Raw genomic sequence first — 26,479 nt, forward strand, 5'->3', positions numbered from 1 at the left:
ACAGGGATGGAGCAGTATGGTAGCTCGTCGGGCTCATAACCCGAAGGTCGTTGGTTCAAATCCAGCTCCCGCAACCAATTCTTTAATAATAGAATAAAAAAATTATTAACTTAGATATAATACGGACGAAGTATAAAGCTACTCGGACTCAATTTTTTTTATAAAACTGTTTTATAAGCTTGGCGAAGATCGTTGCCCTGCTCTATTAATAGTAATCAAGCTCCGGTAACCAATTTATAATTAAGTAGTAGGCCAGCGAAAGCTGGTTTTTTTGTACTTAAAATTCAGCTAAGACCTACTACCCTTTATGCTACTTTACAGCTTACTACCAGATAGTAAGCTCGTCAGGCTTAATGTCACTTTCAGGCAAATGCTCCATTTTTTGCACTGCATTGATAAATACTAGGCTCCAAACCATATTCCTTCTGGTAATGTTCTTCTACTGCTCTTACGGTAGATAAAACCAATTCTGTTGGCGTTAATGCCACTACGCAACCTCCGAATCCGCCGCCAGTCATTCGAACCCCGCCCTTATTCCCCAATACCTTGTTGATAATCTCTACCAAAAAATTTAACTCTGGTGTAGAAACTTCAAAATCATCCCTGAGTGAATGGTGAGACTCCTGCATTAACCTGCTCATGGTTTTCATGTCTTTGTTAGCCAAAGCAGAATGTGCATTTATAGTGCGGGTGTTTTCAGAGATCACATGCCGAGCACGGCGATAGAGAACGGCAGGTAATACGCTATGCTCGCTTTGTAATTGTTCAAGGGTAACATCTCTCAACGCTTTAACTTTAAAGTGGGAGGCGACTGCCTCACACTGCTCTCTTCTTAAATTGTACTCACTGTCTACCAGTGTACGCTTCACATTTGTGTTAACAATAACTAATGAGAGTCCATCAGGAATAGGTGCATGCTCGTAGGCTAGGCTGTCGCAATCAAGTAGCATTGCGTGACCTTGAATTCCGCAAGCAGAAACTAGTTGATCCATAATACCGCAATTACACCCTACAAAATCACGCTCAGCGCTTTGGGCAATGAGCGCTGCTTGAATCCCATTGATGGGCAGCTGATTTAGCTCTGCAAGCGCCTTAACGATAGCGATTTCAAAACTTGCTGATGAGCTCAAACCTGCACCTTGTGGTACATTTCCTTTCACCATTAAGTCTACACCGTGCAGATCTGGATACACGTTAAGCAGCGAAAGAATCGTACCTCTAACGTAGTTACTCCACATGCTCGTGTCACTGAACTGGATATTACTTAGCTCAAAGCACTCAATTTCATTATCGCAGTCCACTGCGACTACCCTTACTAAATCATCGTTTCGATTGCGGGCAGCGATATCTGTTCCAAAATTAATAGCAGCCGGTAATACAAAGCCATCATTGTAGTCGGTGTGATCACCGATGAGATTCACTCTGCCGGGGGCATGTACTACCACTTCAGCCGTAAACGAAAAATATTCAGCAAACATTGAGGATATATCCAAATTAACAGTCATGAACAAACTCCGGCTTAATGTTTACTAAATTCGATTGGTTCGACTCAACGTCAATCTTTTTTGTCAATCTAACTAATTTTATATTAGATTGTGCTTCCACCTTATGAGCATCATAGATAAGAAGTAAACGCATAATAATTCCTATAGTTGTTTTTATTGGGCGCTTATCTTAACGGTGTGATTGCAACTCTCCATTCCCAATAACCGACTTAAAGTTATCGTTTAAACACCTCGAACGTTTTTATACAATATACGCAAATAGTATGTTTCATATGAAAAAAAATAAAACTTCCATGACGCTAAAGTTTGATGGCTAAAGCTGTACTAAATGTGTTTACGCTTTCAGGGAATAATGTATTTTAATCGCTACCTTTGGAGTAATTATCCAAGATTAACAATGTTCAATGCACAGTAAGATGTGCATTTTGTGGTTAATAGCCAGCATGGTTCTGTATTAAATAAAAATGAGGGAATTTGTAATGACTAACGGGATGGTAGTGCGCAGTAAGCAGCTTACTACGCTACAACGTAGGCTAAATGGTATTTAATGCACTGGTTAGATCATCAATGAGATCGTCAACTTGCTCAAGACCTATTGAAATTCGCATATCTCCTAGCGAAATACCCATTTTTGCAAACTGCTCACCGCTTTGCTCTTGCATACAGCTTATCGCCGGCGCATAAATCAGGCTCTCATGCCCTCCCCAACTCACGCCGATACTAAATAGCGTCAAATGATTAAAGAATTGTTTAACTAATTCTAAATTATCAGTTTTTAACTTAAAGCTCATTAAACCGCTAAAGCCTGTCATTTGTTGTTCAGCAAGTTTCGATTGAGTAAAACTGGCCAAACCAGGATAATTGACAGTTTCTATTTTAGGGTGTTGTTCAAGGAAATTGGCAACTTTCATTGCGCTCTGCTGATGGCGTTCCATTCGCATATCTAAAGTTCTCAAACTGCGCAGCAACAACGATGCTTCCATAGGTGCCATTTTTGCGCCCAACAGTTCATATTCTCGGCAATGTATCGAAGCTAGCAATGCATCACTACCAATTAAAACACCCGCAACTATATCACTATGACCACCGAGGTACTTTGAACAGGAGTGCACCTCTAAATCAATTCCCATGGTTAATGGTTTTTGAAAAATGGGAGTAGCCCACGTGTTGTCTATCATTGTCGCTATCCCATGCCGCTTCGCCAGTTTGGCAATTTGTCTTAGGTCTTGCAGTGAGAATACTACCGAAGTTGGGCTTTCAAGATAAACAAGCCGAGTATTCGGTTTAATCTGTGACTCTAACTCCTTAAGGCATTCTCCGCTTACAAAGCTCACTTCTACGCCCATTTTGGGGCAAATAAAATCATTAATGAGGCTTATTGCTGGCCCATATATATTTTTTAGGGTAATGATATGATCGCCTGCATTTAAAAAATGCAGCATCCCAGCTGAAACTGCGGCCATTCCCGAAGAAAAAAGCTTGGCCTTCTCTCCTTTAGCTAACTGAGCTATCTTGTTCTCTGTTAGCGCGACTGTTGGGTTATTACCACGGGTATAGATACAGTTGTTGACCTTATCAGTAAAGGCGTCTTGAATCGCCTCCCAGCTTTCAAAAGTGAATAACGAGTTCTGATAGATAGGTGGAACCACCGCGCCATAAGGATCAGGTTTAGTTGGTTTATCCCTAACCATTAACGTGTCAATGTGCAATTTTTTTTTCATACTAAGCGTGTTCTTCCTTTAACTGTTCGTATTTACTCGAATTTGAAGTAGATTGACTGAACCCTTTATTAAAAAGCACCAACATGAACGCTAATGGAATATTAACTAAAGACAGTAATTGCCAATGCCAATAGTCGGTAATACTGACGTCTAACGTGGCATAAATAAATATAGTGGTGGTACTCCAAGGCACTAAACTTTCGATCATCGTTCCGCTGTCCTCTAATGATCGAGAAAGCACCTTTCGTTCAACACCTAGAGCATCGTATTTATTCTTAAATGACTCGGCGACGATAAAACTATTGGCGTACTGACTTGATGTCATTGCATTGGTAAATGCAGAAGCAAAGAGTGTGCTGCTAATCAGCAGCCTCGCTGAGTTGATTCTTGTTAATAGAGAGCCCATTAACGTAGGAAAAGCAGAGATACAATCTAATGCACCAACGTACACAAAAACTAGAATAGTGATCATGATGGCACTACTTAACGCATAAAGTCCTCCACGATTAAATAACTGTCCAATATTTTGAGGAAGCGGTTCTCCAGTCGCTAGCATTGACACATTAAACCCCTGATAAAGAGTTTGAGCAATGTCAGTAACACTTAAGTTTTGAACGAGAAAAGCCAATAAGCAAGCTGAAAACGAAGACAGAATAAGTGTGGGTAGAGGAGGCATTCTCATTAAGGAACCGAATAAAATAATTATTACTGGTGCCAATAACAACAAGTTAAACGAAAACAACTGTTCAATGTGAACTAATGTATTTGAAAGTAACTGTGTTTCTATCAACTGAGTCGAAATTGCATTGTTAACAGGATAGCTTAAATCACACAGTCCAAAGCCAATAGCAGCGATAACTGCAGAAGGTAGCGTCGTTACCAACATTGACTGTATGTGCTCGTAGAGCTCTACCCCTGCCGACATTGCTGCAATATTGGTTGTATCTGACAAAGGTGATAATTTATCGCCAAAATAAGCACCACCAATAATAGCCCCTGCAGCGATTGCTACATCGGCCTGATAAACCGTCGCGACTGCAATCAGCACCAATCCTATCGTTGCGATAGATCCCCAAGAGGTTCCCGTGCAGATAGAGAAGAGTATTGGGATCACAAAACAAAGTAGATAGAAATGTTCTACTGATAATGCTTGCAGCGCATAATAAACTAGCATCGGGATTGTTCCCGCCATGATCCAGCTACCGATGAGCAACCCAATCGCAAACAATAACAAAATGGTTGGCAGAGCCTGTCCAAGCTTATTTACAATCGCTTGTTGAATAGAACTCCAGTTAATGCCGATACATAATAGTTGAAAAACCAGCAGGCTCGCAGCTAACAGGAACACTATCTCTAGCGGCAAAGACGGCTGTCCCAGAATAAGAGGACGAACAATCAACCCATAAAAAACTGAGATTACGAGAAACGAAATAGAAAGTAACGAAGTTAATACCCTCTTCTTTTTGGACTTTGTCTCAGTATTCATGGTTGGTCCTTATTGCTATTACTGCAATTTAATTTTATTACAGCGTCTATAATGTCGTTAAAAAACAGATATCAAAGCGCTCATTTATTTGGAATATATTACTTCTTTATAGGGACCAAATGGCCAACCCAACCACCACTCGGTGCCAATACCAAGTTAAGCTTTGTCGACTTGCTAACCACCATTGATGCAACTTGATAATCACTCGCATATTTATCAGCATTTAGTCCATCAGTAATATTTTTTAGTTGATATTTCCCTACTTCAAGAAAGGGTAAATCAATACTAAACTCTCTTGCTTCACTATTACCCATTGCAGCAATAAACCACTCATTTCCACTACGGCGGGCAGAAATGATATGGTCGCTAAGTTTGGCCGAGATGATTATAGTTTCGTCCCATACCGTGGGAATGTTGCTTATAAATGCTGTCGACTCATGTTCGTTCAAATAATTTGATGGGCTGTCAGCTAGCATCTGTAGAGGACTTTCATAGACAACATACATGGCAATTTGGTGGGCACGAGTGGTTTTGCTCATTGGACGGTTAAACACAATACGAAAGTTATCAGGTTGACTATTCACCATCGCACCAGGGGTATAATCCATTGGGCCTGCCACTTGTCTGATAAAAGGTAGCGTAAGGTTATGCTCTGCTGTGATGTAATCAGCCCACTTATTGTGCTCTAAGCCTCTAACACCTTCTCGGGTAATAACATTAGGATAGGTCCGTCTGAGCCCTGCTGGTTTATATGAGCCATGAAAGTCGACAAGTAACTGTCTGTTTGCTGCCTCTTTAGCTATTTTCCAGTAATAGTTGACCATGGCTTGGTCATCGCGTTGCATAAAATCAACTTTAATGCCAGCGGCCCCCCATTGCTCAAAAGTATCTAGTGCTAGCATTAACTCATTATCAAGGGTTTTCCAAATAACCCACAAGATAACATCTACGTTTTTTGACTTACCATAATCGATTATCGCTTCTACATCGATATCATCAACGACATTAAGCACACTATCTAGATGGTGCCATCCTTCGTCGAGTACAATATATTCAATGCCATATTTCGCTGCGAAATCGATATAGTATTTGTAGGTTTCAGTATTGATCCCCGCTTTAAAGTCTACGCCGTGTATATTGTTGGCGTTCCACCAATCCCACGCCACTTGGCCAGGCTTAATCCAAGAAGGATCAATAGCCATTTCATCAGCAAGTAAGTAACTAAGCTCGTTAGTTAATAGCTCTGCATCATTTTGAGCGATTGCAAGCATTCGCCATGGGTAATGACGCCCAACTCCCTGGGTTAGCTTTACATTTTTCGCGTTGAATGCTGCTCGTTGTAGAATTTTTTCATTGCGATCTGATTTCTCTTTAAGCTCCGCCTTAACTACGAATTTAGGAAATATCCCTTTTAGCACGTTGCCGCTATCACCTTTTAGCCACATACCTGGGTAATCTTTCAAACCTGTTTCACTAATTACTAGCTTAAAATCACCGCCATCAACCAGTAAAGGCAAACTGGCAAATTGTGCTGGATTAATAGCATTTAACTGCATTGGCAGGTAAAGACGTTCATTATGAGAAATAAAGCTTTGCTCTTCGGGGAAAAGCACATCTAGATTCTGGGCGAAGTTAAACTCTGCAGTTTCTGAGATAACCGTAATATCCCCTCCACTGGTGGTACTGAATCGGTACCCTAACCCTTGATCAAACAGCCTAAATGTCAGCAGCCAGTTTTGATTAAAAGCCAAAGTAATTTGGTTGTAATGTTCTTTGATATGCTTGGACTTCTGCTGTACATGCGGCGTTAATGTTCTGTCCACTTTTGTTCGTGTAACTTTATAAACATTAATACCATTGATTTTGCTGTCGTTACTCGAAAAATCAAGAGCTGCGATAGCGTTCTTTAATACCGGTTTACCCGCGACATTGACGGAGTAAACAAACGTTTTACCGCTAGATATTTCTAGGGTTATTTGCCCATTTGGAGAGGCTAGTTTATGCACATCTTCCAGCGCCGAAACAGAAGAACAACATAAGATACCGACAACGCAGCAAAGAATAGCGATGGTCTTTTTCATGCAAAACCTTTATTGATACAGGGAAAATATTAAGAAGAGTGAGCCAGAAAGGCTCACTCATTGAGAACAGCTGAAAAGATAGAAACCTGCTGAATTATAGGTTAACACTGATGGCAGCTTTACCTTGCCATGGGACCCGCATTACCGGTTTGTTTTCAGGTTTGATAGCCACCTCAAATGCATCTCCTTTGCGACTAACACAAACGTCAAAGTTGTCCTTGAATGCACGCACATTGTTTAAACACATTTCGTTCCAGCTACTTGGTAGAAATGGGGCAACAGAGAACTGTTTAAATCCTGTCGCTTCAATACCGAAGATCCCTTCAGTTACCACTCTGGCATAAAGCGCACTTTCTGCCGAAAGATGACGTTGATTGCCTTCGGGCCAAGCTTCTACTGCATAAGGAACATGCTCACCTAATAATCGTTTACGAGAGTAATACTTAAAGTAACGCATTGCTGTATCTGTTTCACCCGCAGCAAAAATTCCTCTAAATGCATATAGCGTAGCGCGATCCCAAAACGTATTATTGCCTGCTTCACTATAAATACCATCAGCGCTCCAAAGCTTATCGGATAAAAGCGCATCTAATGTCCCCTGCTTGCGGTCGAAAATCCCCATCGTGAAAGGCAGTGCAATCCAAGCTCGTAGCTTTTCGTTTCCTTCAAAGTAACGATAGGTCTCATAACCTTGTACGTTAGCACCAAAGTAACTTTCGACAGATGAACGCAACTCGACTGCCCGCTGAGCATAGTCTTTTGCAATATCATTACGTCCTAATTCATTATTTAAGTGCACTGATGAAACGAGTGCACCATAAGTCAGCATATTAGTGCTCAAGTTATACTTACCTGACGGGAACCGCCCTTCAAGTTCATCGCTATCCGAGGCAATAACCCCCTCTTTCGACATTTTTCGGTAACTAAACTCTATGCACCAATCTATTAAAGGTAATAGTGATTTAGCTTCCTTTTCATCACCATTAGCAAGCGCAAAACGACTTGCACCATAAGCGATCATTGCACAATCGCCTCGATCACCAGCGCCATTCCAGATATCAATGCCTTCAGCAATAATCGAAGATGGGATTGCTGTATATTCAGGATTCATAAAGCGAGCAAAGTGTTCATAGCTATTAATGGCAGACTCATTGCCGTTTGCATTGCCTAGATAAGGGAAGAACGGATTGATATATTCGGCTTGATCGTTTGCCCAAATTGCAGCGTAATAACGTCCTCCACCTGGGCCATGCATTAATCCCCCCTTAGTTCGGTAAATGCTTTCAGCCGCACGTATTTTTGAGAAGTTAAACATCTGGTTAACGATAGGATCTGGAGTCACAAGCTGCAGATCAGCAGTCAATGCTGCGACATATTGCTGACGTTTTTCAATCTCCTCATCAACAATAACATCATAATTCTGTCCCTGCTTAGTCGCTATATATCTAGCATTAACGATGACAGACTGTTCTGGTTTAAGAGTATAGGTGCCAGACTCTTCACTCTGCGCTTGAATATGATAAATGCCATAAACCCCATCACTTTTTTTAGTGTTAAATGAGTAATCAAGTTTTGAGACATCTAATTCAACACTCTTAGCGCCTTTGTTGATAAAGGTAAGTCGCTCTACTAACACCGGTAACTTAGTGCTAGGAGAAAGAGTTCTCACTAGAACGATATCTTGCCCTAACGTTGAAGTGAGTGTGAGTACTCCGTCAAATTCAACATTAACTAACTTTTCGGTTATCGAGGCATTACCGTTAATTGACCATTTTGGAGAAACATCTAAAGCAAAATCATGAATTAAACTTGCATGAGTATCGTTCGGTATTGTCCGTAACATCGGCCAAACAAGCTTACGTTTTAAGCTAAGTTTACCTGCAGTATCACTGCCATAATAAATTATGGCGGACATCTTTTCGCCACTAAATTCAAGATGATCTTCATGGCTATCTTTAACTTGCCAACTTATTTTATCTTGGCCTAACTGCCAGCGGTTATCTAAGGTGTTGGCTAAATCACCGAGAACATCACTGTCTTTGGCGAAAACCACGTTATGGCAACAGCCTGCGACAACTAACGAGCAGATTAACTTTTTGAACACGAGATACTCCTAACTGCTTTGCAGCACTTTTATCGTTCTTATTCGCCTTATTGCAGCAAATTATTGGTATTTTAACTCATGATATTTTGACGAAAACTTCTCGAAAAATAACATTCTGAGTGAATTTCACTTTTTACTTATCAACAGCAACCAATTACTGCGCAGTTGAGCTGAATTTTTCTGATGGGATAATTAACTTAAAGCATGCTCAATCTCTTTTTGAGGATTGACGATTGAATTTCTAAACTGGAGTGGCGTCATATTGAACTCCCGTTGAAAGATGTCATAGAAGCGGCTTATAGAACCGAAACCGGCTTCTAGCGCTATATTCAACACAGGATTATTGGTATCGACTAACAACGCCTGAGCATGCTGTAATCGTAATTGATTGATGTATTGCTTAATCGAAATCTTCATTACGCCTTGAAATAATTTCATTACATAATTCGGGTGTAACCCTGTTAGCTTGGCAACATCATCAATGGTAATTTTTTGGTCATAGTTATCAGCGATATATTTTAAGATAGTCTGAATATGCGGCAATCCACTGACTAAGGACTTGCGATCTTGCTTATTTGAGTTTCTGTTGAGATCAAAAGTGCTATAAGGCTCCATAGACATCCGACGTATACGATTACGGATTTCATCAATTACCTGCATTGTTAGATAGATCTCTTTCTTCTGCAGGTCGTCCTGCCAAAGCTGAGTTATAACTTTATCGCTCGCATGAAGGTTATCTGCTACCAGTACTTCTCCGTGTAAAATATTACTGATGAAGTCATTCGACATTTTCCAGGATAAAAAAGCATTCAATGGTATGTATATATTTACCATCTCACCTTCGCCCTCATAAGCAACCATTTGATGGGGTATCGACGCCCAAAATAGGATCATTTTGCCTTCAGGTACACTGATGTGTTTGCCATTGATTAAGTAGTCTGCACTGCAGTTGAACAGGTAGTTAATTTCAATATGTCCATGCCAATGGCTAGTAGGCATTATCTCCGGTTTATGACGTTGAAAACCGAAGTTACTTTCATGAGCCTGCGTTTCTAATGGACTGTTTTCCCTAAATTTAATTCTATTTACCCAATCAAGCATTTTTTATTCTCATTGTCTTGTTGATCGTATTAATAACTTAACTGAAAATTAACATGCCAACAACGGAATAACATAAAACAGGAATAAATAGTGTTTAAGCAGGAACATTAGAGTTTTAACTCTTATTAATTGCTTTTACAGAATGTAAATCGTTGCTCTCGAGCAATAAAACCCACTAATAGCTATTTATTGGGAAGTATTACCAACCTTACAGGAGGTGTTATTTATTTAGTTTTGGTTATATCTATATAACTAAGACTAAATAGACATTTAGCAAAAGACGGATTTATTGTTTTATATAAATGGAAAGTAGGTAAATAAAATGACTCAGTTCATTCGAGGCTTAAGCGCCTTACTCATGATTGGCGCAATGTGTTCATGCTCAAAACAATCTTCGCCAGAAACCACCAGCACCAAAAAACAAACTGATGATAATGCACCAGTGCTGGCTTCTAATCTCAAGAAACCCAATATTTTGTGGATCTATGTTGAGGATATTTCACCTCACTTGGGTAGTGATGGTGAGCCACTGGTCCATACACCAACACTTGATGAAATTGCATCACAGGGTACCAAATTTACCAACACCATCATGCCAGCTCCAGTCTGTTCAGCGGGTCGTTCAGCAATGATGACTGGCATGATGCAAACAACGACCGGCGTACATAATCACCACAGTGCACGAACGCCGGAATCAGCCTTTTATCTTCCTAAAGATATAAAAACACTGCCAGAATTGTTTAAAGATGCTGGCTACTACACGTTTAATAGCGGTAAAGATGATTACAACTTTAGTTATAACAGAGAAGATCTTTATGAAGGAGATTATGCAAAGCACCCCCTATATGGACAATCAGGGCTAAAAACAGATTGGAGTGACCGTCCCGATAAAGACCAACCATTTTTTGGTCAAATTCAGCTAAAGGGAGGGAAGCAGATCTTTAGCCGTACTTTTAAAGATAAAATTAAATACCCAATTGATCGAAGCAAAATTAAGTTACCGCCCTACTACCCAAATGATCCAGTTGTAATTAATGAATGGGCACGTTATTTAGAATCAATGGAAATTACAGACCGAGAAGTCGCTAGTATCTTTAAGAAACTGGAAGCCGATGGTGAACTAGAAAATACTTTAGTATTGTTCTTTGCCGATCACGGTACTCGTTTTTTACGCCATAAACAGTTTTTGTATGAAGGTGGCATTAAAGTCCCCTTTATTGCTTATTGGAAAGGACAACCAAAGATAGTGAAAGCTGCCCAAAGGGATGAGCTGATCAGTGGTCTTGATATTAGTGCCACTTCACTAGCCATTGCGGGAATTGAGCTACCTGATTACTTTGAGGGAGAAAACCTTTTTGATCCACAGTATAAAGCTAAAGACTTTGTGATTTCAGCGCGAGATCGTTGTGACTTTACCATAGACCGGATCCGCTCAGTTAGGACTGAACGTTTCAAATATATTAAAAACTTTTACCCTGAACGCTCAGGTATGCAGCCAAGCTATCGTGATGAGTGGCAATTGACTCAAGTTAGCCGTGCGCTCTACGAGCAAGGAAAACTCAACCCGGTGCAAGCAAAACATTTTGAGCCAACTCGTGACCCAGAAGAGTTATATGATCTTGTTAACGATCCCCATGAAATCAATAATCTGGTTACTAATAAAGAGTATGCACTAGAGCTAGCTAAGCACCGCAACATACTCAAGCTTTGGATTAAAAATAGTAACGACTTAGGTCAGTATCCTGAGCGAGAAGAGTCTTTGAAATTGATGCTAGGGATTTGGGGCGATACCGCGATTAACCCAGAGTTCGATAAGCTTCGAAAGCAATACCCTCAACTATCAGGTTCTCAATACTCGCTTAAGAATGCGCGTTTTGAAAAAGTAGAAAAGCTCTAACTCATAGCAGTTGGTTTGTGGTTAACGTCATAAACCAACTGCGACTCAAGTCAATACACCCAGCAAACAACAGATAAATCCGTCTTGTATGCCACAGCAAAAACTTTAAACAACCGCTTGTTACTTACCCCAAGGGTTAGATGGATCTTGTGAAGGCGCAGCCTTTTTAGCAGCAGAACGTTTATTTTGTGCATAGGAATCTTGCGCTTTCGGCTTATCTTTGCCGTAACGCGGGCGCTGACCGCTATTTTTCATCGCTTTATAATTTTCTTGCGCTTTCTCACGCATTTCAGCAACGAGTTCTACCGTCAACTTTTGTGGCTGACGAGGTACTATTCCATTGGCGTATCCGCGCTCTCTCGGCTTCATCTCCATCTGCTGCTCACTGCCTTTGGGCATACGCTTAAAGCGGTAAAGATAAAAGCCTTCAACCCGTTCTCTGGCCCACTCAGTCTTCTTTAGAAACTTGACACAAGCATCCATGTTTGGATTCAAGTTAAAGCATTCTAACCGAAGCGCTGCGTATAGCACTTTAAAGTCATAGAACTTGATGAGCTCTGTAAGCATGGTTTCCAATTTAAGACCGTGCAAAGGGTTGTTCTTTTGATGTTCAAGCATGGGGCGTTCAATCATGGGGTGTCCAAATCGCTGATAATGTACTGAGCGTTAGATAACTAACGAGACCATTTGAGTAACGGCCAAAATATTCTTTTAATAATAACAAGAAAATGACGCTATCACCCGCTTCAAATTCGATTGCCTACCAATAAAGTAAACAAAAGCACTTAAAACAGTCTTATTTCGAGGATTTCCGTGTTGCTTGCTCGACATATAACCGCCTATGTCTGTATAATCCGCGGCTGTTTTACCTTGGCAAACGTTCGTCTTTAGTTAGGCTTGCGATTATCTGCTTAGCTTTGAATACTTAACATTTCAGGATATTCCATTGATCTCTACCGCAAACATCACTATGCAGTTTGGCCCAGAGCCGCTGTTTGAAAACATCTCCGCGAAATTTGGCAACGGCAACCGTTATGGTTTAATCGGTGCAAATGGCTGTGGTAAGTCAACTTTCATGAAGATCTTAAGTGGTGAACTTGCGCCTACTTCTGGCAACGTATCAATCACACCAGGTCAAAAAGTCGGTACATTAAGCCAAGATCAATTTGCGTTTGAGCAATACAGCGTTATTGATGCTGTTATTCAAGGCGACCCAAAGCTGTGGGAAGTTAAAGAAGAGCGTGAGCGCATCTACTCTCTTCCTGAAATGAGCGAAGAAGATGGCATGAAAGTCGGCGAGCTAGAGAGTGAGTTTGCTGAAATGGACGGATACAGCGCTGAAAGTCGCGCCGGTGAAATTCTTATCGAAGCGGGTATCGACGAAGAATACCACTTCGGTTTAATGAGCCAAGTTGCTCCGGGTAAAAAACTGCGTGTGTTACTAGCACAAGCATTGTTTTCAAACCCAGATATTTTGTTACTCGATGAACCTACCAACAACTTGGATATCCATACCATTAGTTGGTTAGCTGAAGAGCTAAACAAACGTAAGTGCACCATGATAATTATCTCGCACGACAGACACTTCTTAAACACTGTCTGTACCCATATGGCAGATATTGATTACGGTGAACTGCGTGTTTACCCTGGCAACTACGAATACTTTCTTGAAGCTGCTGGGCTTATTCAAGAGCAGCTTCTTGCGGGTAATGCCAAGAAAAGTGCTGAAATGGCTGAACTTCAAGACTTCGTTAACCGCTTTGGTGCTAATGCTTCAAAAGCCAAGCAAGCAAGTTCAAGAGCAAAGAAACTAGATAAGATTTCTCTAGATGAAGTTAAATCTTCGAGCCGCATGACTCCATCTCTACGTTTCGATGAAAGCAAGAAGATGCATCGCCAAGCACTAGTGATAGAAGAGCTGGGTCATGGCTTTGATGGTGAACTGCTTTTTGAAGGTGGTGAATTGATCTTAGAAGCTGGTGCAAAGCTCGCAGTCATTGGCGAGAACGGCGTTGGTAAAACGACCCTACTACGCTGCTTAGTCAATGAGCTGGCGAATAAGCAAGGCGTGATTAAATGGTCTGAAAATGCAGCTATCGGGTATTGCCCACAAGACAGTAACAAAGATTTTGATAATGACTTAACGTTATTTGATTGGATGTCTCAATGGCGTACACCGCGTCACAATGACTTAATGGTACGCGGTATGTTAGGTCGCCTGTTATTTACTGAAGACGACGCCAATAAGAAAGCACGCAATTGCTCTGGTGGTGAGAAAAACCGTCTATTGTTTGGTAAATTAATGATGATGGACATCAACGTACTGGTTATGGATGAGCCAACCAACCATATGGATATGGAAGCAATTGAAGCGTTAAACAATGCGCTTAAATTGTTTGAAGGTACTTTGATATTTGTTAGCCACGACAGGGAGTTTGTTTCGTCACTAGCAACTCACATCATTGATGTCAGGGATCAGAAGCTAATTAACTTCCACGGTACCTTTAATGAGTACATGTCTAGCCAAGCGGAAGCACTAGCCAAGAAAGCTTAGTCATTAAGCCGTGCTGTGCAATAGCTAAAACTAAAAAGCCATTTGAACTTTCAAATGGCTTTTTTGATACAAATAGTCGTTCCTGCTAACCAAAACAAGCTATCGTGCTCGCCGCGGTTTCAGGGATCTGCATATTGATAAGGCTAGCCATCACAAACAACACTAAAATGGTAATGGCTAATGCAGCTAGCGTTATCGCAATAAACCGCAATAATTTGTTCACTCTTTATCCTTACCTGTAAAGCAGAGCAACTGCGCACGTATGCAAGGTTCGAGTTTCTCTATGGCGTAACGTAAAGTGGCACGCTGCATACTATTAATATTGGTTTTAAGATACCTAATAACATCCTCTTGATGCTCTACTGCAGCGACTTTAAGCAACCAGCCGACACTCTTTTGAACAAAGGGATCTTCATCCTTAAGTAAGCGATCGCAGTTTTCAAATATAAGCGTCTTTGATAGCATAAAAGTGCTTTTACCCATCTTGCGCTTAATAAACTTAACCCACACCACATTAGCGGCACGACGGCACCAGGGGTTAGTTGATCTCGACCAGGCTTGAGTGGATTCAATCAAATGCGGTCTTGAGAGCATAAATTGATAGATAGTTTTAATGCACAGATCATCAACATGAGACCAGTTAGACACGTAATGCTCCAGCCAGTACTCAAAACGCCGTAACAAATCATCTTTATAATGGCGTTTTACAAACTTATTAATCAGTCCAAATGCGAGTAAAACCTCTTCGGTATATTTAGCATGCTCAAGGATGTGCTCTGTTAACGCTAAATACTCATTAGCATCTAACTGAAGCTGTTCAGCTTGAAACTCTTGCACAACCTGTTTAATCATTGGCGCTTTAACACCAATGAAATTCACTTCATGGTTGAAAAACCTCGCCATCGCCGTCGCATTTTCGGCGGAGCTAACAGCGTTAAGTCTAACCAGTAAATCACAGTGATAAGCATGGTATTGATTACAGTTCGTAATGAGATAGCACTCCTTGAACATTGCTAACAATCAGTTTGCGATTATCGAAAGCTAAAAACAAAAAGCCCATCAAAAGATGGGCTCAATAGTAAACACGTAGACGATGTGAACGATTCGCTTACATGTTGTCTTTACGCGCCTGATGCAGCTTCTTGTAACTTTCAATCAATCTTAAATGCGGTTCGATCCCTTCGAGGTTCATACTGGTTTCAGTCAACCCATAAAACTTAACATCGCCGTTAATTGACCCGACAACGTTTTCCATCACCTCTTTACCAAACATTCTATTAAAGTTGTGAATAAAGTTCTCAAGTTCTAGCTCTTCGTCCATAGCGACATCAAGTACAGCGCTCACAGCTTGATAGAATAAGCCGCGTTCAACCGTATTATCGTTGTATTGTAAGAACTCAGCCACCAATTCCATGGCATCTTCAAGCTCACCCAGAGCTAAGTAGATAAGGATTTTAAGTTCAACAATCGTTAACTGACCCCAAGGTGTATTTTCATCAAATACAATACCGATTAAAGTCGGTATATCAGTTTGATTATCGAGTTGGCTCTCTTCAAGTCGCTCAACCAAATCAGCCAAAGCCTCTTCATCTAAACGATGTAGATTAAGAATATCTTCACGGTAATGCAGTGATTTGTTGGTGTTATCCCAGATAAGATCTTCAACTGGGTACACCTCTGAGTAATCAGGTACTAAAATGCGGCAAACTGACGCGCCGAGTTGATCAAACTCAGCAATGTAAGCCTCTTTACCAATTTCAGCCAAGATCCCAAACAGACTCTCAGTTTCCTGTTCGTTAGTACCAGAGAAATCCCATTCACAAAAATCATAGTCAGATTTATTGCTAAAGAAGCGCCATGAGATAACACCCGTAGAGTCAATAAAGTGATCAACAAAGTTTTCTGGTTCAGTTACAGCCATACTATCAAATGTCGGCTTTGGCACATCATTAAGGCCTTCAAAGCTTCGACCTTGCAAAAGCTCCGTTAGGCTTCGTTCGAGAGCAACTTCAAAACTTGGGTGAGCACCAAATGACGCAAAGACGCCGCCAGTACGTGGATTCATTAAAGTCACGCACATCACAGGGAATTGGCCACCAAGCGACGCATCTTTAACAACGACAGGGAAGCCTTGCGCTTCAAGGCCTTCAATACCCGCTAAGATACTAGGAAACTTCTCTAGTACAGCCCTAGGCACTTCAGGTAATACAATCTCTTGCTCAATAATCTGTCTTTTAACCGCACGTTCAAAAATCTCTGACAAGCATTGAACTTTAGCTTCTGCCAAATTATTCCCTGCGCTCATGCCGTTACTTAAGAAAAGGTTTTCAATAAGATTAGATGGAATGTAAACCGTCTCGCCATCAGAATGACGTACATAAGGAATAGAGCAGATCCCACGCTCAATCATCCCTGAGTTTGTATCTATCAGGTTTGAGCCTGCAAGCTCGCCATCTGGATTATAAATCTCAAGGCAGTGTTGATCTAAAATACCAGTGGGTAGTGCATCATCTTCTTCTAGCTCAAACCATTTTTCATTGGGATAATGCACAAAATCACTGTTAGCAATCTCTTCACCGAAGAATTGATCGTTATAAAAGAAGTTGCAGTTTAAACGTTCAATGAACTCGCCAAGCGCTGAGCAAAGCGCACTTTCTTTCGTTGCACCTTTACCATTGGTAAAACACATTGGCGATGCAGCATCACGAATATGCAAAGACCATACGTTAGGTATAATATTGCGCCATGAGGAGATTTCAATCTTCATCCCCAAATCAGCAAGCATGCTCGTCATGTTGCTAATGGTTTGTTCAAGTGGCAAATCTTTACCTAAAATATAGGTGCTAGCATCGGCATCGCTCTGCCCCATCAACATTGCATTAGCATCAGTGTCGAGGTTTTCAACGGTTTCGATTTTAAATTCAGGCTCAGTCTGAACCACCTTTTTTACCGTGCAGCGATCGATAGAACGCAAAATACCGGTTTTATCTTTTTCAGATATGTCATCTGGCAACTCTACCTGAATTTGGAAAATCTGGTTGTAGCGATCTTCTGGATCAACAATATTGTTCTGTGACAGACGAATATTATCAGTTGGAATGTCTCGCGCCTTACAGTACACCTTGACGAAATAAGCCGCACAAAGCGCAGAAGACGCTAAGAAGTAATCGAATGGACTAGGTGCAGAGCCATCGCCTTTATAACGAATTGGCTGATCAGCTGTGACGGTAAAATCATCAAACTTGGCTTCAAGTCTAAGATTGTCGAGAAAATTTACTTTGATTTCCATTAAATAATGTCCAGAGTCGTGCGCTGTAAATAGGCTAGCGTGTCTTAATATAGGGAATTATCGGTGTTTTTAAGGCAATAGTCTTGGGTTAATTAGCAAAAAGCACTAATTAGATCACTATCAGATCCTCATTAGCGATTAATGAGCAGTTTCCATACCGCTTCCACTGCTAGACTGGCCTCTTGGTTAAAAGAAAGTCGGTAATATAAAAGTGACTACATGCGTTTTCTAACTTATGGGCTCCGCTGCCGCCAACTCTTGTCTCCATTGTTGCAGTTCAAAAAAACAAACCACGGTGGCGACTAGTTGGTCTAAATCATCAATCTTGGCGTTATCTAGCTGCTGCAAATATTCAGCAGCCTTCTCTGGACTATCAAACTTATCCAACAAATTGGCCATATTAAGCCCAACGGTAACCAGCTTTTCATTAGCACGAAGCGCCAATATTCCTTTGGTCGTTTCAATATTACACAATTGTTTTCGTTGTCGACCAATATCAAAACCCTGTAGCTGACTTATCTGTAAACGACGCTGCATCTGCACCACAAAATATTTCGAGGGTTTCACAATTTTGTTGTGCACTGCTTTAACTGTATTCTTTTGAATAGACTCTATTGATAGCCTCGCGATGTACTCCTGACTAGGTTCAGGGATCAACATAAAACCTAACCACAACTGTAATGCAGTAATAAGATGTACTAAGGCATTATTAAAACTGGTGATAGGGTCAAAAATTGCCAAATTATTAAGACCCAATGCAGACAGGAAAAAAACTGTACCAAACAGGATGATGGGAGTTTGCGGGCCTGCTCTTGTTAGTAGTACACCACTGACAAACCCTGCACCGAATAAAATTAGAAATAGCCACTGCCATATAGGAATAGCTAAAAAAAGATTATTAGCAAACAGAAAACCTAAGCTTGAACCTAGAATCGCGGCGATAAGGAATTTTTTAAGTTGTTTAGTGAAACCTATTTGAGTAGAAAATATTGAAATAAATATACAGCCGAGCATTAAAGCTGCCGGCGCACTTTGAAAACCAGAAAAGTACCAATATAGTAATGATAAAGAGATAACCCAAAATACGCGAGAAGCTGCAATGATAACTATTTGCCAGTTAGTGGGAGTCAAACTCTTAAGTCTACGTTTACTGGTCTTTGGGATCTTTCTCGACGACATGAGTTGTTTATAAGCAACGCGATAATCCTTTATCAAGCGATTTACTTTTTCGTCCAACAATAACTGTGACGTAGCCGATAATGATACCGTATGAGCGGTGTCAGACAACTCTGCAGCTAACAACAATTTTGATAATGCAAGCTCCAAACTATTAGCATGAAAGCCAATTTTTACTGATTCAATGGATGCAGGGACTAAAGTCTCTAACGCTTGTAAAATGTCTAATTGGTAGCGGTTATCCTTGATGGTCTCCTTGGTTATTTGCGTCAACTTTTCTAACTGTGCATACAACTTTTTTACTTCATAATTAGGTTTAGTTCCCAGAGTGGCGAAAAAGGAAAACAGGATCCCTAGACTGACTTCAGAGACACGGTTGGCAATCGTCTGCAACATATCTTGCGAGTCACTGACCAACAAGCCATTAATGGCAATTAGGATGAAGGTCGAACAAGTGACGTTAAAAATATAACGCTCATTATTTTTTCGTAGTAACGAAGGCAAGATAAGAGCCGCTGTGACAAAAGCGACGCCAAAAGAAAACAACCACGGATCATTGATAAGATAGTTATAAGCAAGAATACCTAGCGGTACAGCGAGTAAAGTGCCTTTTAAACGAGAAAGTCCCCTATCAATCACGCCTCCAAAACTGCCTATTAAAGTAATTAATAGCGCTGTAGTGGTTGCCCAAGCAGGACTTTCTAAGTCTAAATACATTGCCGTTAATGTACAGCCCGACAATGCCAAACCCATTCTAATGCCAGCCATGATTTCGACATTAGTAAAATCCGGAATTAACCAACGCCAACTTGAAGTCTTACTTGGTGACAGTGCCATTATTCAATAACTACAGAAGCGGTTGAACCGGAAAACAGGTGCAACTGCTGTACTCGTTGCTGATCATCAAAAACAATGGTAACCGGCACTCGTTGCGCTAATCTTATCCAAGGGAATGTTTGCTGTACATCTGGTAACTGTTGGCTCCCTTTTGTCACATTGTTATTATTGATCCCGCGCGCAATACTGACCACAGTCCCCTTCAGAATAATGTCGTCTCGCCCCATCAAACGTATTCTAGCTTTTTGACCAGACGCTAACTCTCTTATACGAGTTTCCTCAAAATACGCCTTAACAGTAAAACTATTGAGGTCGATAAGTGCAAGCACCTGCTGCCCAGGAGTAACCACCTGGCCACGGGTAAAGTCTAGGTCCGATATGTAACCAGCATGAGGTGCATAAATTTTTGTACGCTCAATATTGAGTTTTGCTTGGGAAAGATCTGCTGTTAACACTTTAATCTGAGCTTGCTGCTCTTTTACCGAAGTATTTGCTTTCTCTCGATCGTCCGCTGACACCAAATTACCGGGGATCCCCTGTAACCGCTTTTCTTCATCTTGCAATAGCTTTAACTGATACTCACCCTGCTCTAACGCGGCTGTCGCTTTAGCTAATGCAATAACTTGGTCTTCACCCTTTAATTCAAACAGTAACTGGCCTTTATCCACTTTATCATCAGTTTTAACGTGTATCAGTTGCACCTGACCCGCAATTTGACTAGCAATATGAGAAACATCAGCATGAACACGCGCATCACGCGTCCAAGGGGAAACCATATAAAAAACCCATAGGTAATAACTAAACCCAATGGATGCTAATACCAAAATAATGGTCATCACTAAGGCTCTATCTATTTTCATGTCGGCCACCCTAGTAATGTAATACGACCAAAATGAACTAAAGTAATTGTTAAAATCCAGGTAGATACCGCTACGTAACCACTTAATTCAACGGGAATGGTTACTATATGGAAAAACTTAGATTTTCTCGCTGACAACCAAAAAACTGAGCCCCAAAAAAATGTTACAAAAAACGGGGTAACGTAAAGGCTACCAAACAACGAAGTTTCGAACATAAAGACATTCCTTATCAATAACTGCTGAGAGGTAATAGATAGTAGAAGTGATTGAGTAGAACCGTTTGACCTCCCTTACTAAACCCCTTCCTATTAAAGGTATAGACTTAAAGCGTTACAAATGCTCAATTTTTTTACACTAAACACTATATGGCTTAACTTGAGTTATCTTTAAAATCGACACTGATAGTATGATGGATAGCGCAAATTGATGGTTATCGATAGTGGAGCTGAAATCATCTGTCTGTAAATGAGAAATACACAAAATCGCAGCGTAGATTATCTATAGTGACGCAGGTCAAACTGAGGCAGCAAAACCAAGCGCCTCACTGGCACCCGCCGTTATCGACTGTCAGTAATACTGAAATCTTTCAATTAGATGCTAGCGACCTGTTACTAAGGCTTCTGGCTAAACTATCTTATTGAAATGTAGAGAGAGGATTAGGATCGCTGAATATTCAGAAAATGATCCACTAAATGATAGCTCTATAGCAAGGGCGACTCTTAACCTTTAGCTAACGATTAGCATTTACTATCTATTACTTGGCTATAGAGGCATACTGAAACTGCAGTAACTAGATAGGCTTTTATCCTAAGAGTCCTAAGTTACCAACGTCCAAATGTGTAATTATGTTATGTAAGGGCGAATAAGTGAAAGGTAGATAGCATTATGAGTAAAGGACAAGACAGTAAAAAGAACGTTAAGAAACAACCACTTTTAACTGCAAAAGAAAAGAAAGCAGCTAAGGCCGCAAAAAAGTCTGCAACTAAATCATCAGTGATCTAACCACTAACTGGCCATCGTTAGATACCGATGGCCTTTACAAACTGCATGTTAATCCTAGATATCGACTAAGCTTCTCTTTCTACCCGGCATTCATAGGATCCCATCTCAAATTCTCGGCAAATCCAAGGTCGATTCTCATAAATAGAGCACATCAAAGTTTCTCTATCGAGTGCGGCGCACCAACCATCCTCTAAACGAAGCATTGTTTCAGCGCCCCATTCATCGGTGGCTATATAAGTTTCGGGTACGCCAGTATCGGTAATTATCATGACCTCTAACCGACAGCAACATGCTTGGCAGTTAGAACAAGTGACTTCAGCTTCTGATACGTTTTTAATGTTAATGGTCATGCGGATCACAATATTGAATAATCGTACATTTTACCTCAAATCGGTGCAATTAAACACGAAGTAATAGCGATAACCGTATACCGAGAGTGTTAAATGGCACCAAAGCTAAAACACAGTTCTTTAAACTAAAGTACTGTGTTTTTTTAGGTGCGTTTTATTCAATGTGCTTCAAAACTAAAAATGACAAACAGTGATAGCAAAAAGCATTAACGGCTAGGTTTATAGCTCGAACAACATATCAGTGCGGATAATATATTTAACACCATTAGTGATTGGCACTGAACTATGGATACAGTGCAGCGGATGCATTCCGTGTGGAAAACACAAAACGCTACCGGCGGGGGTTCTAATGTCCACATTGTTAACTTTATCACCGGGCTTTGCCGGTTTTGAAGCATCTTCAGCATTAACCAAGAAACGAGTCTCTCCGCCCTCAAAATCTTCACTCAATAAAATCAAGAACGTCATTTGGCTAAAGCGATCAGGATAAGCATTAGCAATGAGCTGATTATCTATAATACGACTCCCCGGCCACGCGCCGTCGGAATGTGGCTTAAAGTAATCATCTTGTCCATATCGATAGAACCGAAAGCGGGCGTTTATCCCTAATGCTTTACTGCCATTAAAAATATCTTGTCTATCATCCATTAAGTGCGCAATACGTTGCCAGATCAACCCATCCGTCTGTTCATCTACAACCCATGTAAGGCTATCGTTATGGCGAACACTTCTCGGTAACGAAACAGCTGCATCCGGTAAGAATTCAAGTTGTTCACTAATTTCGATAAGATTAGTGCACTCAGTTTTAGATAACACATTGAGCAATTGAAATGCGCCAGGCACCTCTTGCAACTCCTTTCTCTCTACCTGCGTTGAAGAATATTCAACGCTTAAATTGGCTGGGTTTCTATTAGTGTTCCCCCATGCTGGTAATGCTGGATGCTCTGCACCTGGTTCTAATGCAGCAACAAAGAAGGATTCAGGTCTATTTTCTAGATTCATAACATTTCTACTTTATTTTGATTTCGTACAACAAATAAGAAGTGGCTTCTATTTGCCATGAATTATATTAGTAGCCAATATGCGCACATGCATGCCGCATTTAGCGCTTACTTGCTTAGTACTCTTACTTGGGCAAACTGGCGATGACCCGCTGCGCCTCCATGAAAGCCAAATCCACTTTGTTTGGCACCTACCCACGGGCCCGCGCCACCGCCGCCTTGGTTAACGCCGACCATTCCGGCCTCCATTTGCTCTGCAATACCTGCTGCACCAACGCCACCGAATACCGATGCACTCAATCCATACGGGCTATCGTTGGCTCGCTCTATAGCTTGAGAAATATCATTAAAGCGACTAATGGCGACTACAGGGCCAAAAGTTTCATCTTGTTCTAGCAACATATCTGCAGTGATATTGGCTACGACTGTAGGCTGAATGAATGGCAGTTGATAATCTGCATGACCTAACAAAAATCGGGCACCTTTTAACTCAGCATCTTTAAGATGAGCGACAATCTTGCGGTGTTGTTTGGCATTAACAATTGGGCCAATATTGACACCAGGTTTATCCCAAGCACCCACTTGATATCGGCTCGCTAATGCCACTACCTTTTGCTCAAACTCATCAGCAATGCGCTCATCGACGTAAATACGCTCTGTGGACGTACACATCTGTCCGGCATTTTCAAACGAACTGGCGACAGCAAACTGCACCGCTTTATCAATATCAGCACTAGCCATTACTATCATGGGATCGTTACCCCCAAGCTCCATGACTAACCTTTTAAGTGATGATGCGGCACTAGACATAATGTGTTTACCGGCAGCTAATGAACCCGTAAAGGCCACCATATTGATATCACTGTTCACTAATGCTTTACCTGTATCAGCACCGCCATGGGCTATCTGCAATAAACCATCAGGCAGTACTTCATTTAGCGTTTTGACAAACAAATCTGCAACCAAGGGCGTTTCTTCTGACGGTTTTAAAATAACGCTATTACCGGCCATTAGAGCTGGCAGTAGTAAGTTATTTGCCATTGCCAATGGGTAATTCCATGGAGAGATCACAGCAACAATACCTAAAGCACGATATTGAAGCTCACTGCCATGTCCAAGAGATTCGCTTTGTAGTGATGCAGCGATTTCCTGGCAAAAGTATTGGGCATTCTGCACTGCGCCACCCGCCTCGTAACTTGCACGCCTAAAATCCTTACCCATCTCCTGACTTATCAATAACCCCAAGGACTCTTGCACAGTGCCTAGATGCTTATAAGCGGCCACAATCTGTTGTTGTCGCTCAATCAAAGATTGCGTTGCCCAATTTTTCTGCGCTGATTTAGCCTTTTTAACCAAAATTGCTATTTGTTGTTCACTGGTTGTAGATACTTTACCAATTGCTTTGTTATCTATGGGATCGTAGGAGATAAGTACTGACATTAATTATTATCCTTGAACTTACGCGATGTTTATCAGCGCTATTTATGTTTGGTAGTTGCTGCATATTTTGCTAGAGTGGGAAACAAATGCAACCAGTATACTTTTAGTAACCACGCTAACATGGCTATGAAAAATATTAAAAAATGATTAAATACAATGATTAAATACAATGATTAATAATAAAGAATTAAATTTAAACGGTTGCGATGAACCTTGCTCTATAGAGCGAGGAATGCGCATTCTTGGTGGAAAGTGGAAAGCTTCTATCTTGTGGCACTTAAAAGATGGGCCGGTACGCTTTAACGAACTGTCTCGTATGCTCGGTGGTGCAAGCAAGAAAATGGTCGATCAACGTCTTAAAGAGTTAGAGGTTCAGGGCTTGGTGACTCGAGAAGTGATCTGTGATCGGCCTATTGCAGTCACTTATGAAATTACCGAGTTTGGCCGTACTGCATTAGCAATCTTAGAAAAACTCAAAGATTGGACTGAAGAGAGCGATTTCTAGATTAATCCTTATCAAGTTAAACATAACAAACAAAAAACCGCATAACCTTTTAAAGGCAATGCGGTTTTTATATCGGTTGAATTGGCGATCGTTAATATAAACGCTTTTAGGTCTAAATGAGCCACTCAACTAACCATCTAGAACGTCACTTGGAACCCTCACCCAGCCTTCCATCAACACTCGTGCACTTCGGCTCATCACAGCTTTGTTTACTTTCCAATGGCCTGCCACTTGGCTTGCTTGCGCGCCCACTTTAAGCGTTCCTGATGGGTGACCAAACAGCACAGACTCACGTTCTACACTGCCAGCAGCTTGGCTTACCAAAGTGCCAGGAATAGCGGCTGCAGTGCCAATAGCCACAGCTGCAGTGCCCATCATTGCATGATGTAGCTTACCCATAGACAGTGCCCGCACATTAAGGTCAATATCTCCCTTGCCTATTGCCTTACCGCTTGACGATATATAATCCATCGGCGCAGCCACGATAGCAACTTTTGGAGTGTGCTGACGCGCTGCAGCCTCATCAATATGTTTAATTAGCCCCATCTGCACAGCACCATAAGCACGGATGGTTTCAAACCTATTAAGCGCAGCTTGATCGCCATTTATCGCTTCTTGTAACTCGGCGCCACTGTAACCTAAGTCCTGTGCATTGATAAATATCGTTGGGATCCCAGCATTAATCATGGTCGCTTTGACACTGCCGCTTGATACGATGTCAGCCGGTAACTCTAAATCATCGACCAGATTACCCGTTGGGAACATGTCACCTTCCCCATCGGCAGGATCCATAAACTCAACTTGAACTTCTGCAGCAGGGAACGTTACCCCGTCTAATTCAAAATCACCGGTTTCTTGCACTTCGCCATTCGTCATAGGGACATGTGCAATAATGGTTTTGCTAATGTTTTTTTGCCAGATCCGCACAACAGCGATACCGTTCTCAGGAACACGACGAGGATCTACGAGGCCGCTGCTTATTGCAAACGAGCCAACTGCGGCGGACAAATTACCACAGTTACCACTCCAATCGACAAAAGGCTTATCAATAGCAACTTGTCCAAATAAATAGTCGACATCGTGATCCGATTCGTGACTCTTGGCAACAATAACTGTTTTACTGGTACTTGAAGTTGCGCCGCCCATGCCATCGGTCTGTTTCTGGTAGGGATCAGGGCTTCCAATTACTCTCAACAACAGAGAGTCGCGTATCGGCCCTGCCACCTGTGCAGCTTGCGGCAAATCAGTTAAATTAAAAAACACACCTTTACTGGTGCCGCCACGCATATAGGTTGCGGGAACTTTAATCTGTGGTAAATGTACTTTTTTGCTTGTCATAATAAGTTACCGTTAGATCTCTTTCCAAGCAGTAGAATGACTATTTAAAGCAACTCTACTGATTGCTGTCAGGTTATAACTAGTGAGTACCAAACAAATATATAGCAGGCCTTTAACAGTAACGATTAACGGCTTAGCTTCAATCGTTAACAAACCATTGAAGCTAAGCCTATTCGTGAAGACTCTTTATATTTTTGAGACTCTTACATAGTTTAAGACTCTTCATATCGTT

19 protein-coding genes are annotated in these 26,479 nt (G+C 41.2%); 3 read left to right on the plus strand and 16 right to left on the minus strand.

What is annotated here, in order from left to right:
• Positions 1-362: 362 nt before the first annotated feature.
• The 6 genes from galK to melR all read right to left on the minus strand — a co-directional run bounded on the left by galK (position 363) and on the right by melR (position 9,998).
• Positions 363-1,505 (minus strand): galactokinase, encoded by a 1,143-nt coding sequence (galK, locus tag K5R16_RS12020; RefSeq protein ID WP_259649856.1) that lies wholly within the window; start codon positions 1,503-1,505, stop codon positions 363-365.
• Positions 1,506-2,038: 533 nt separating this feature from the next.
• Positions 2,039-3,226, minus strand: coding sequence for a PLP-dependent aspartate aminotransferase family protein (locus tag K5R16_RS12025; RefSeq protein WP_220737810.1), 1,188 nt, complete (start codon positions 3,224-3,226; stop codon positions 2,039-2,041).
• A 1-nt stretch (position 3,227) separates the two neighbouring features.
• Positions 3,228-4,712, minus strand: coding sequence for a Na+/H+ antiporter NhaC family protein (locus K5R16_RS12030; protein WP_220737811.1), 1,485 nt, complete (start codon positions 4,710-4,712; stop codon positions 3,228-3,230).
• A 98-nt stretch (positions 4,713-4,810) separates the two neighbouring features.
• Positions 4,811-6,793, minus strand: a complete 1,983-nt coding sequence (locus K5R16_RS12035) for a glycoside hydrolase family 97 protein (protein ID WP_220737812.1) — start codon at positions 6,791-6,793, stop codon at positions 4,811-4,813.
• Positions 6,794-6,887: 94 nt separating this feature from the next.
• Positions 6,888-8,897: a hypothetical protein gene (locus tag K5R16_RS12040; RefSeq protein WP_220737813.1), complete on the minus strand. Its 2,010-nt coding sequence runs from the start codon at positions 8,895-8,897 to the stop codon at positions 6,888-6,890.
• Between the two features lie 192 nt (positions 8,898-9,089).
• Positions 9,090-9,998 (minus strand): transcriptional regulator MelR, encoded by a 909-nt coding sequence (gene melR, locus K5R16_RS12045; protein WP_220737814.1) that lies wholly within the window; start codon positions 9,996-9,998, stop codon positions 9,090-9,092.
• 322 nt (positions 9,999-10,320) lie between these two features.
• Between melR and K5R16_RS12050 the strand changes: the two genes are divergently transcribed.
• The gene (locus tag K5R16_RS12050) at positions 10,321-11,895 is read left to right on the plus strand and encodes a sulfatase (protein ID WP_259649859.1); all 1,575 of its coding nucleotides are present in this window, start codon (positions 10,321-10,323) and stop codon (positions 11,893-11,895) included.
• 120 nt (positions 11,896-12,015) lie between these two features.
• On the opposite strand, the gene K5R16_RS12055 is transcribed toward K5R16_RS12050, so the two are convergent.
• Positions 12,016-12,513: a VF530 family DNA-binding protein gene (locus tag K5R16_RS12055; RefSeq protein ID WP_220737876.1), complete on the minus strand. Its 498-nt coding sequence runs from the start codon at positions 12,511-12,513 to the stop codon at positions 12,016-12,018.
• Positions 12,514-12,841: 328 nt separating this feature from the next.
• Between K5R16_RS12055 and K5R16_RS12060 the strand changes: the two genes are divergently transcribed.
• On the plus strand, positions 12,842-14,449 hold the full coding sequence (locus K5R16_RS12060; RefSeq protein ID WP_220737815.1) for an ABC-F family ATPase: 1,608 nt from the start codon (positions 12,842-12,844) through the stop codon (positions 14,447-14,449).
• 85 nt (positions 14,450-14,534) lie between these two features.
• Here the strand turns inward: K5R16_RS12060 and K5R16_RS12065 are convergent, their stop codons facing one another.
• The 8 genes from K5R16_RS12065 to K5R16_RS12100 form a co-directional block, all read right to left on the minus strand.
• Complete coding sequence (locus K5R16_RS12065; RefSeq protein WP_220737816.1) at positions 14,535-14,672, minus strand: hypothetical protein; 138 nt, start codon at positions 14,670-14,672, stop codon at positions 14,535-14,537.
• Positions 14,669-15,460 (minus strand): DNA alkylation repair protein, encoded by a 792-nt coding sequence (locus tag K5R16_RS12070; protein WP_220737817.1) that lies wholly within the window; start codon positions 15,458-15,460, stop codon positions 14,669-14,671. The genes K5R16_RS12065 and K5R16_RS12070 overlap by 4 nt, the downstream gene beginning before the upstream one ends.
• A 97-nt stretch (positions 15,461-15,557) precedes the next feature.
• Positions 15,558-17,738 (minus strand): OsmC domain/YcaO domain-containing protein, encoded by a 2,181-nt coding sequence (locus tag K5R16_RS12075; RefSeq protein WP_220737818.1) that lies wholly within the window; start codon positions 17,736-17,738, stop codon positions 15,558-15,560.
• A gap of 228 nt (positions 17,739-17,966) precedes the next feature.
• On the minus strand, positions 17,967-19,751 hold the full coding sequence (locus K5R16_RS12080; protein ID WP_220737819.1) for an FUSC family protein: 1,785 nt from the start codon (positions 19,749-19,751) through the stop codon (positions 17,967-17,969).
• A complete protein-coding gene (locus K5R16_RS12085; protein ID WP_220737820.1) occupies positions 19,751-20,611 on the minus strand; it encodes an HlyD family secretion protein in 861 nt (286 codons plus the stop codon). The genes K5R16_RS12080 and K5R16_RS12085 overlap by 1 nt, the downstream gene beginning before the upstream one ends.
• A 1,067-nt stretch (positions 20,612-21,678) precedes the next feature.
• The gene (locus K5R16_RS12090; protein ID WP_220737821.1) at positions 21,679-21,963 is read right to left on the minus strand and encodes a YkgJ family cysteine cluster protein; all 285 of its coding nucleotides are present in this window, start codon (positions 21,961-21,963) and stop codon (positions 21,679-21,681) included.
• A gap of 219 nt (positions 21,964-22,182) precedes the next feature.
• Positions 22,183-22,965, minus strand: coding sequence for a 2OG-Fe(II) oxygenase (locus K5R16_RS12095; RefSeq protein ID WP_220737822.1), 783 nt, complete (start codon positions 22,963-22,965; stop codon positions 22,183-22,185).
• Between the two features lie 107 nt (positions 22,966-23,072).
• Positions 23,073-24,404 (minus strand): aldehyde dehydrogenase, encoded by a 1,332-nt coding sequence (locus K5R16_RS12100; protein ID WP_220737823.1) that lies wholly within the window; start codon positions 24,402-24,404, stop codon positions 23,073-23,075.
• Positions 24,405-24,573: 169 nt separating this feature from the next.
• Between K5R16_RS12100 and K5R16_RS12105 the strand changes: the two genes are divergently transcribed.
• Positions 24,574-24,909, plus strand: coding sequence for a helix-turn-helix domain-containing protein (locus tag K5R16_RS12105; protein ID WP_220737824.1), 336 nt, complete (start codon positions 24,574-24,576; stop codon positions 24,907-24,909).
• A 129-nt stretch (positions 24,910-25,038) separates the two neighbouring features.
• On the opposite strand, the gene prpF is transcribed toward K5R16_RS12105, so the two are convergent.
• Complete coding sequence (prpF, locus tag K5R16_RS12110; RefSeq protein ID WP_220737825.1) at positions 25,039-26,247, minus strand: 2-methylaconitate cis-trans isomerase PrpF; 1,209 nt, start codon at positions 26,245-26,247, stop codon at positions 25,039-25,041.
• Between the last annotated feature and the right edge of the window lie 232 nt (positions 26,248-26,479).

Origin of the sequence: Shewanella sp. c952 (assembly GCF_019654975.1) — a bacterium.
Classification (GTDB): Bacteria; Pseudomonadota; Gammaproteobacteria; order Enterobacterales; family Shewanellaceae; genus Shewanella.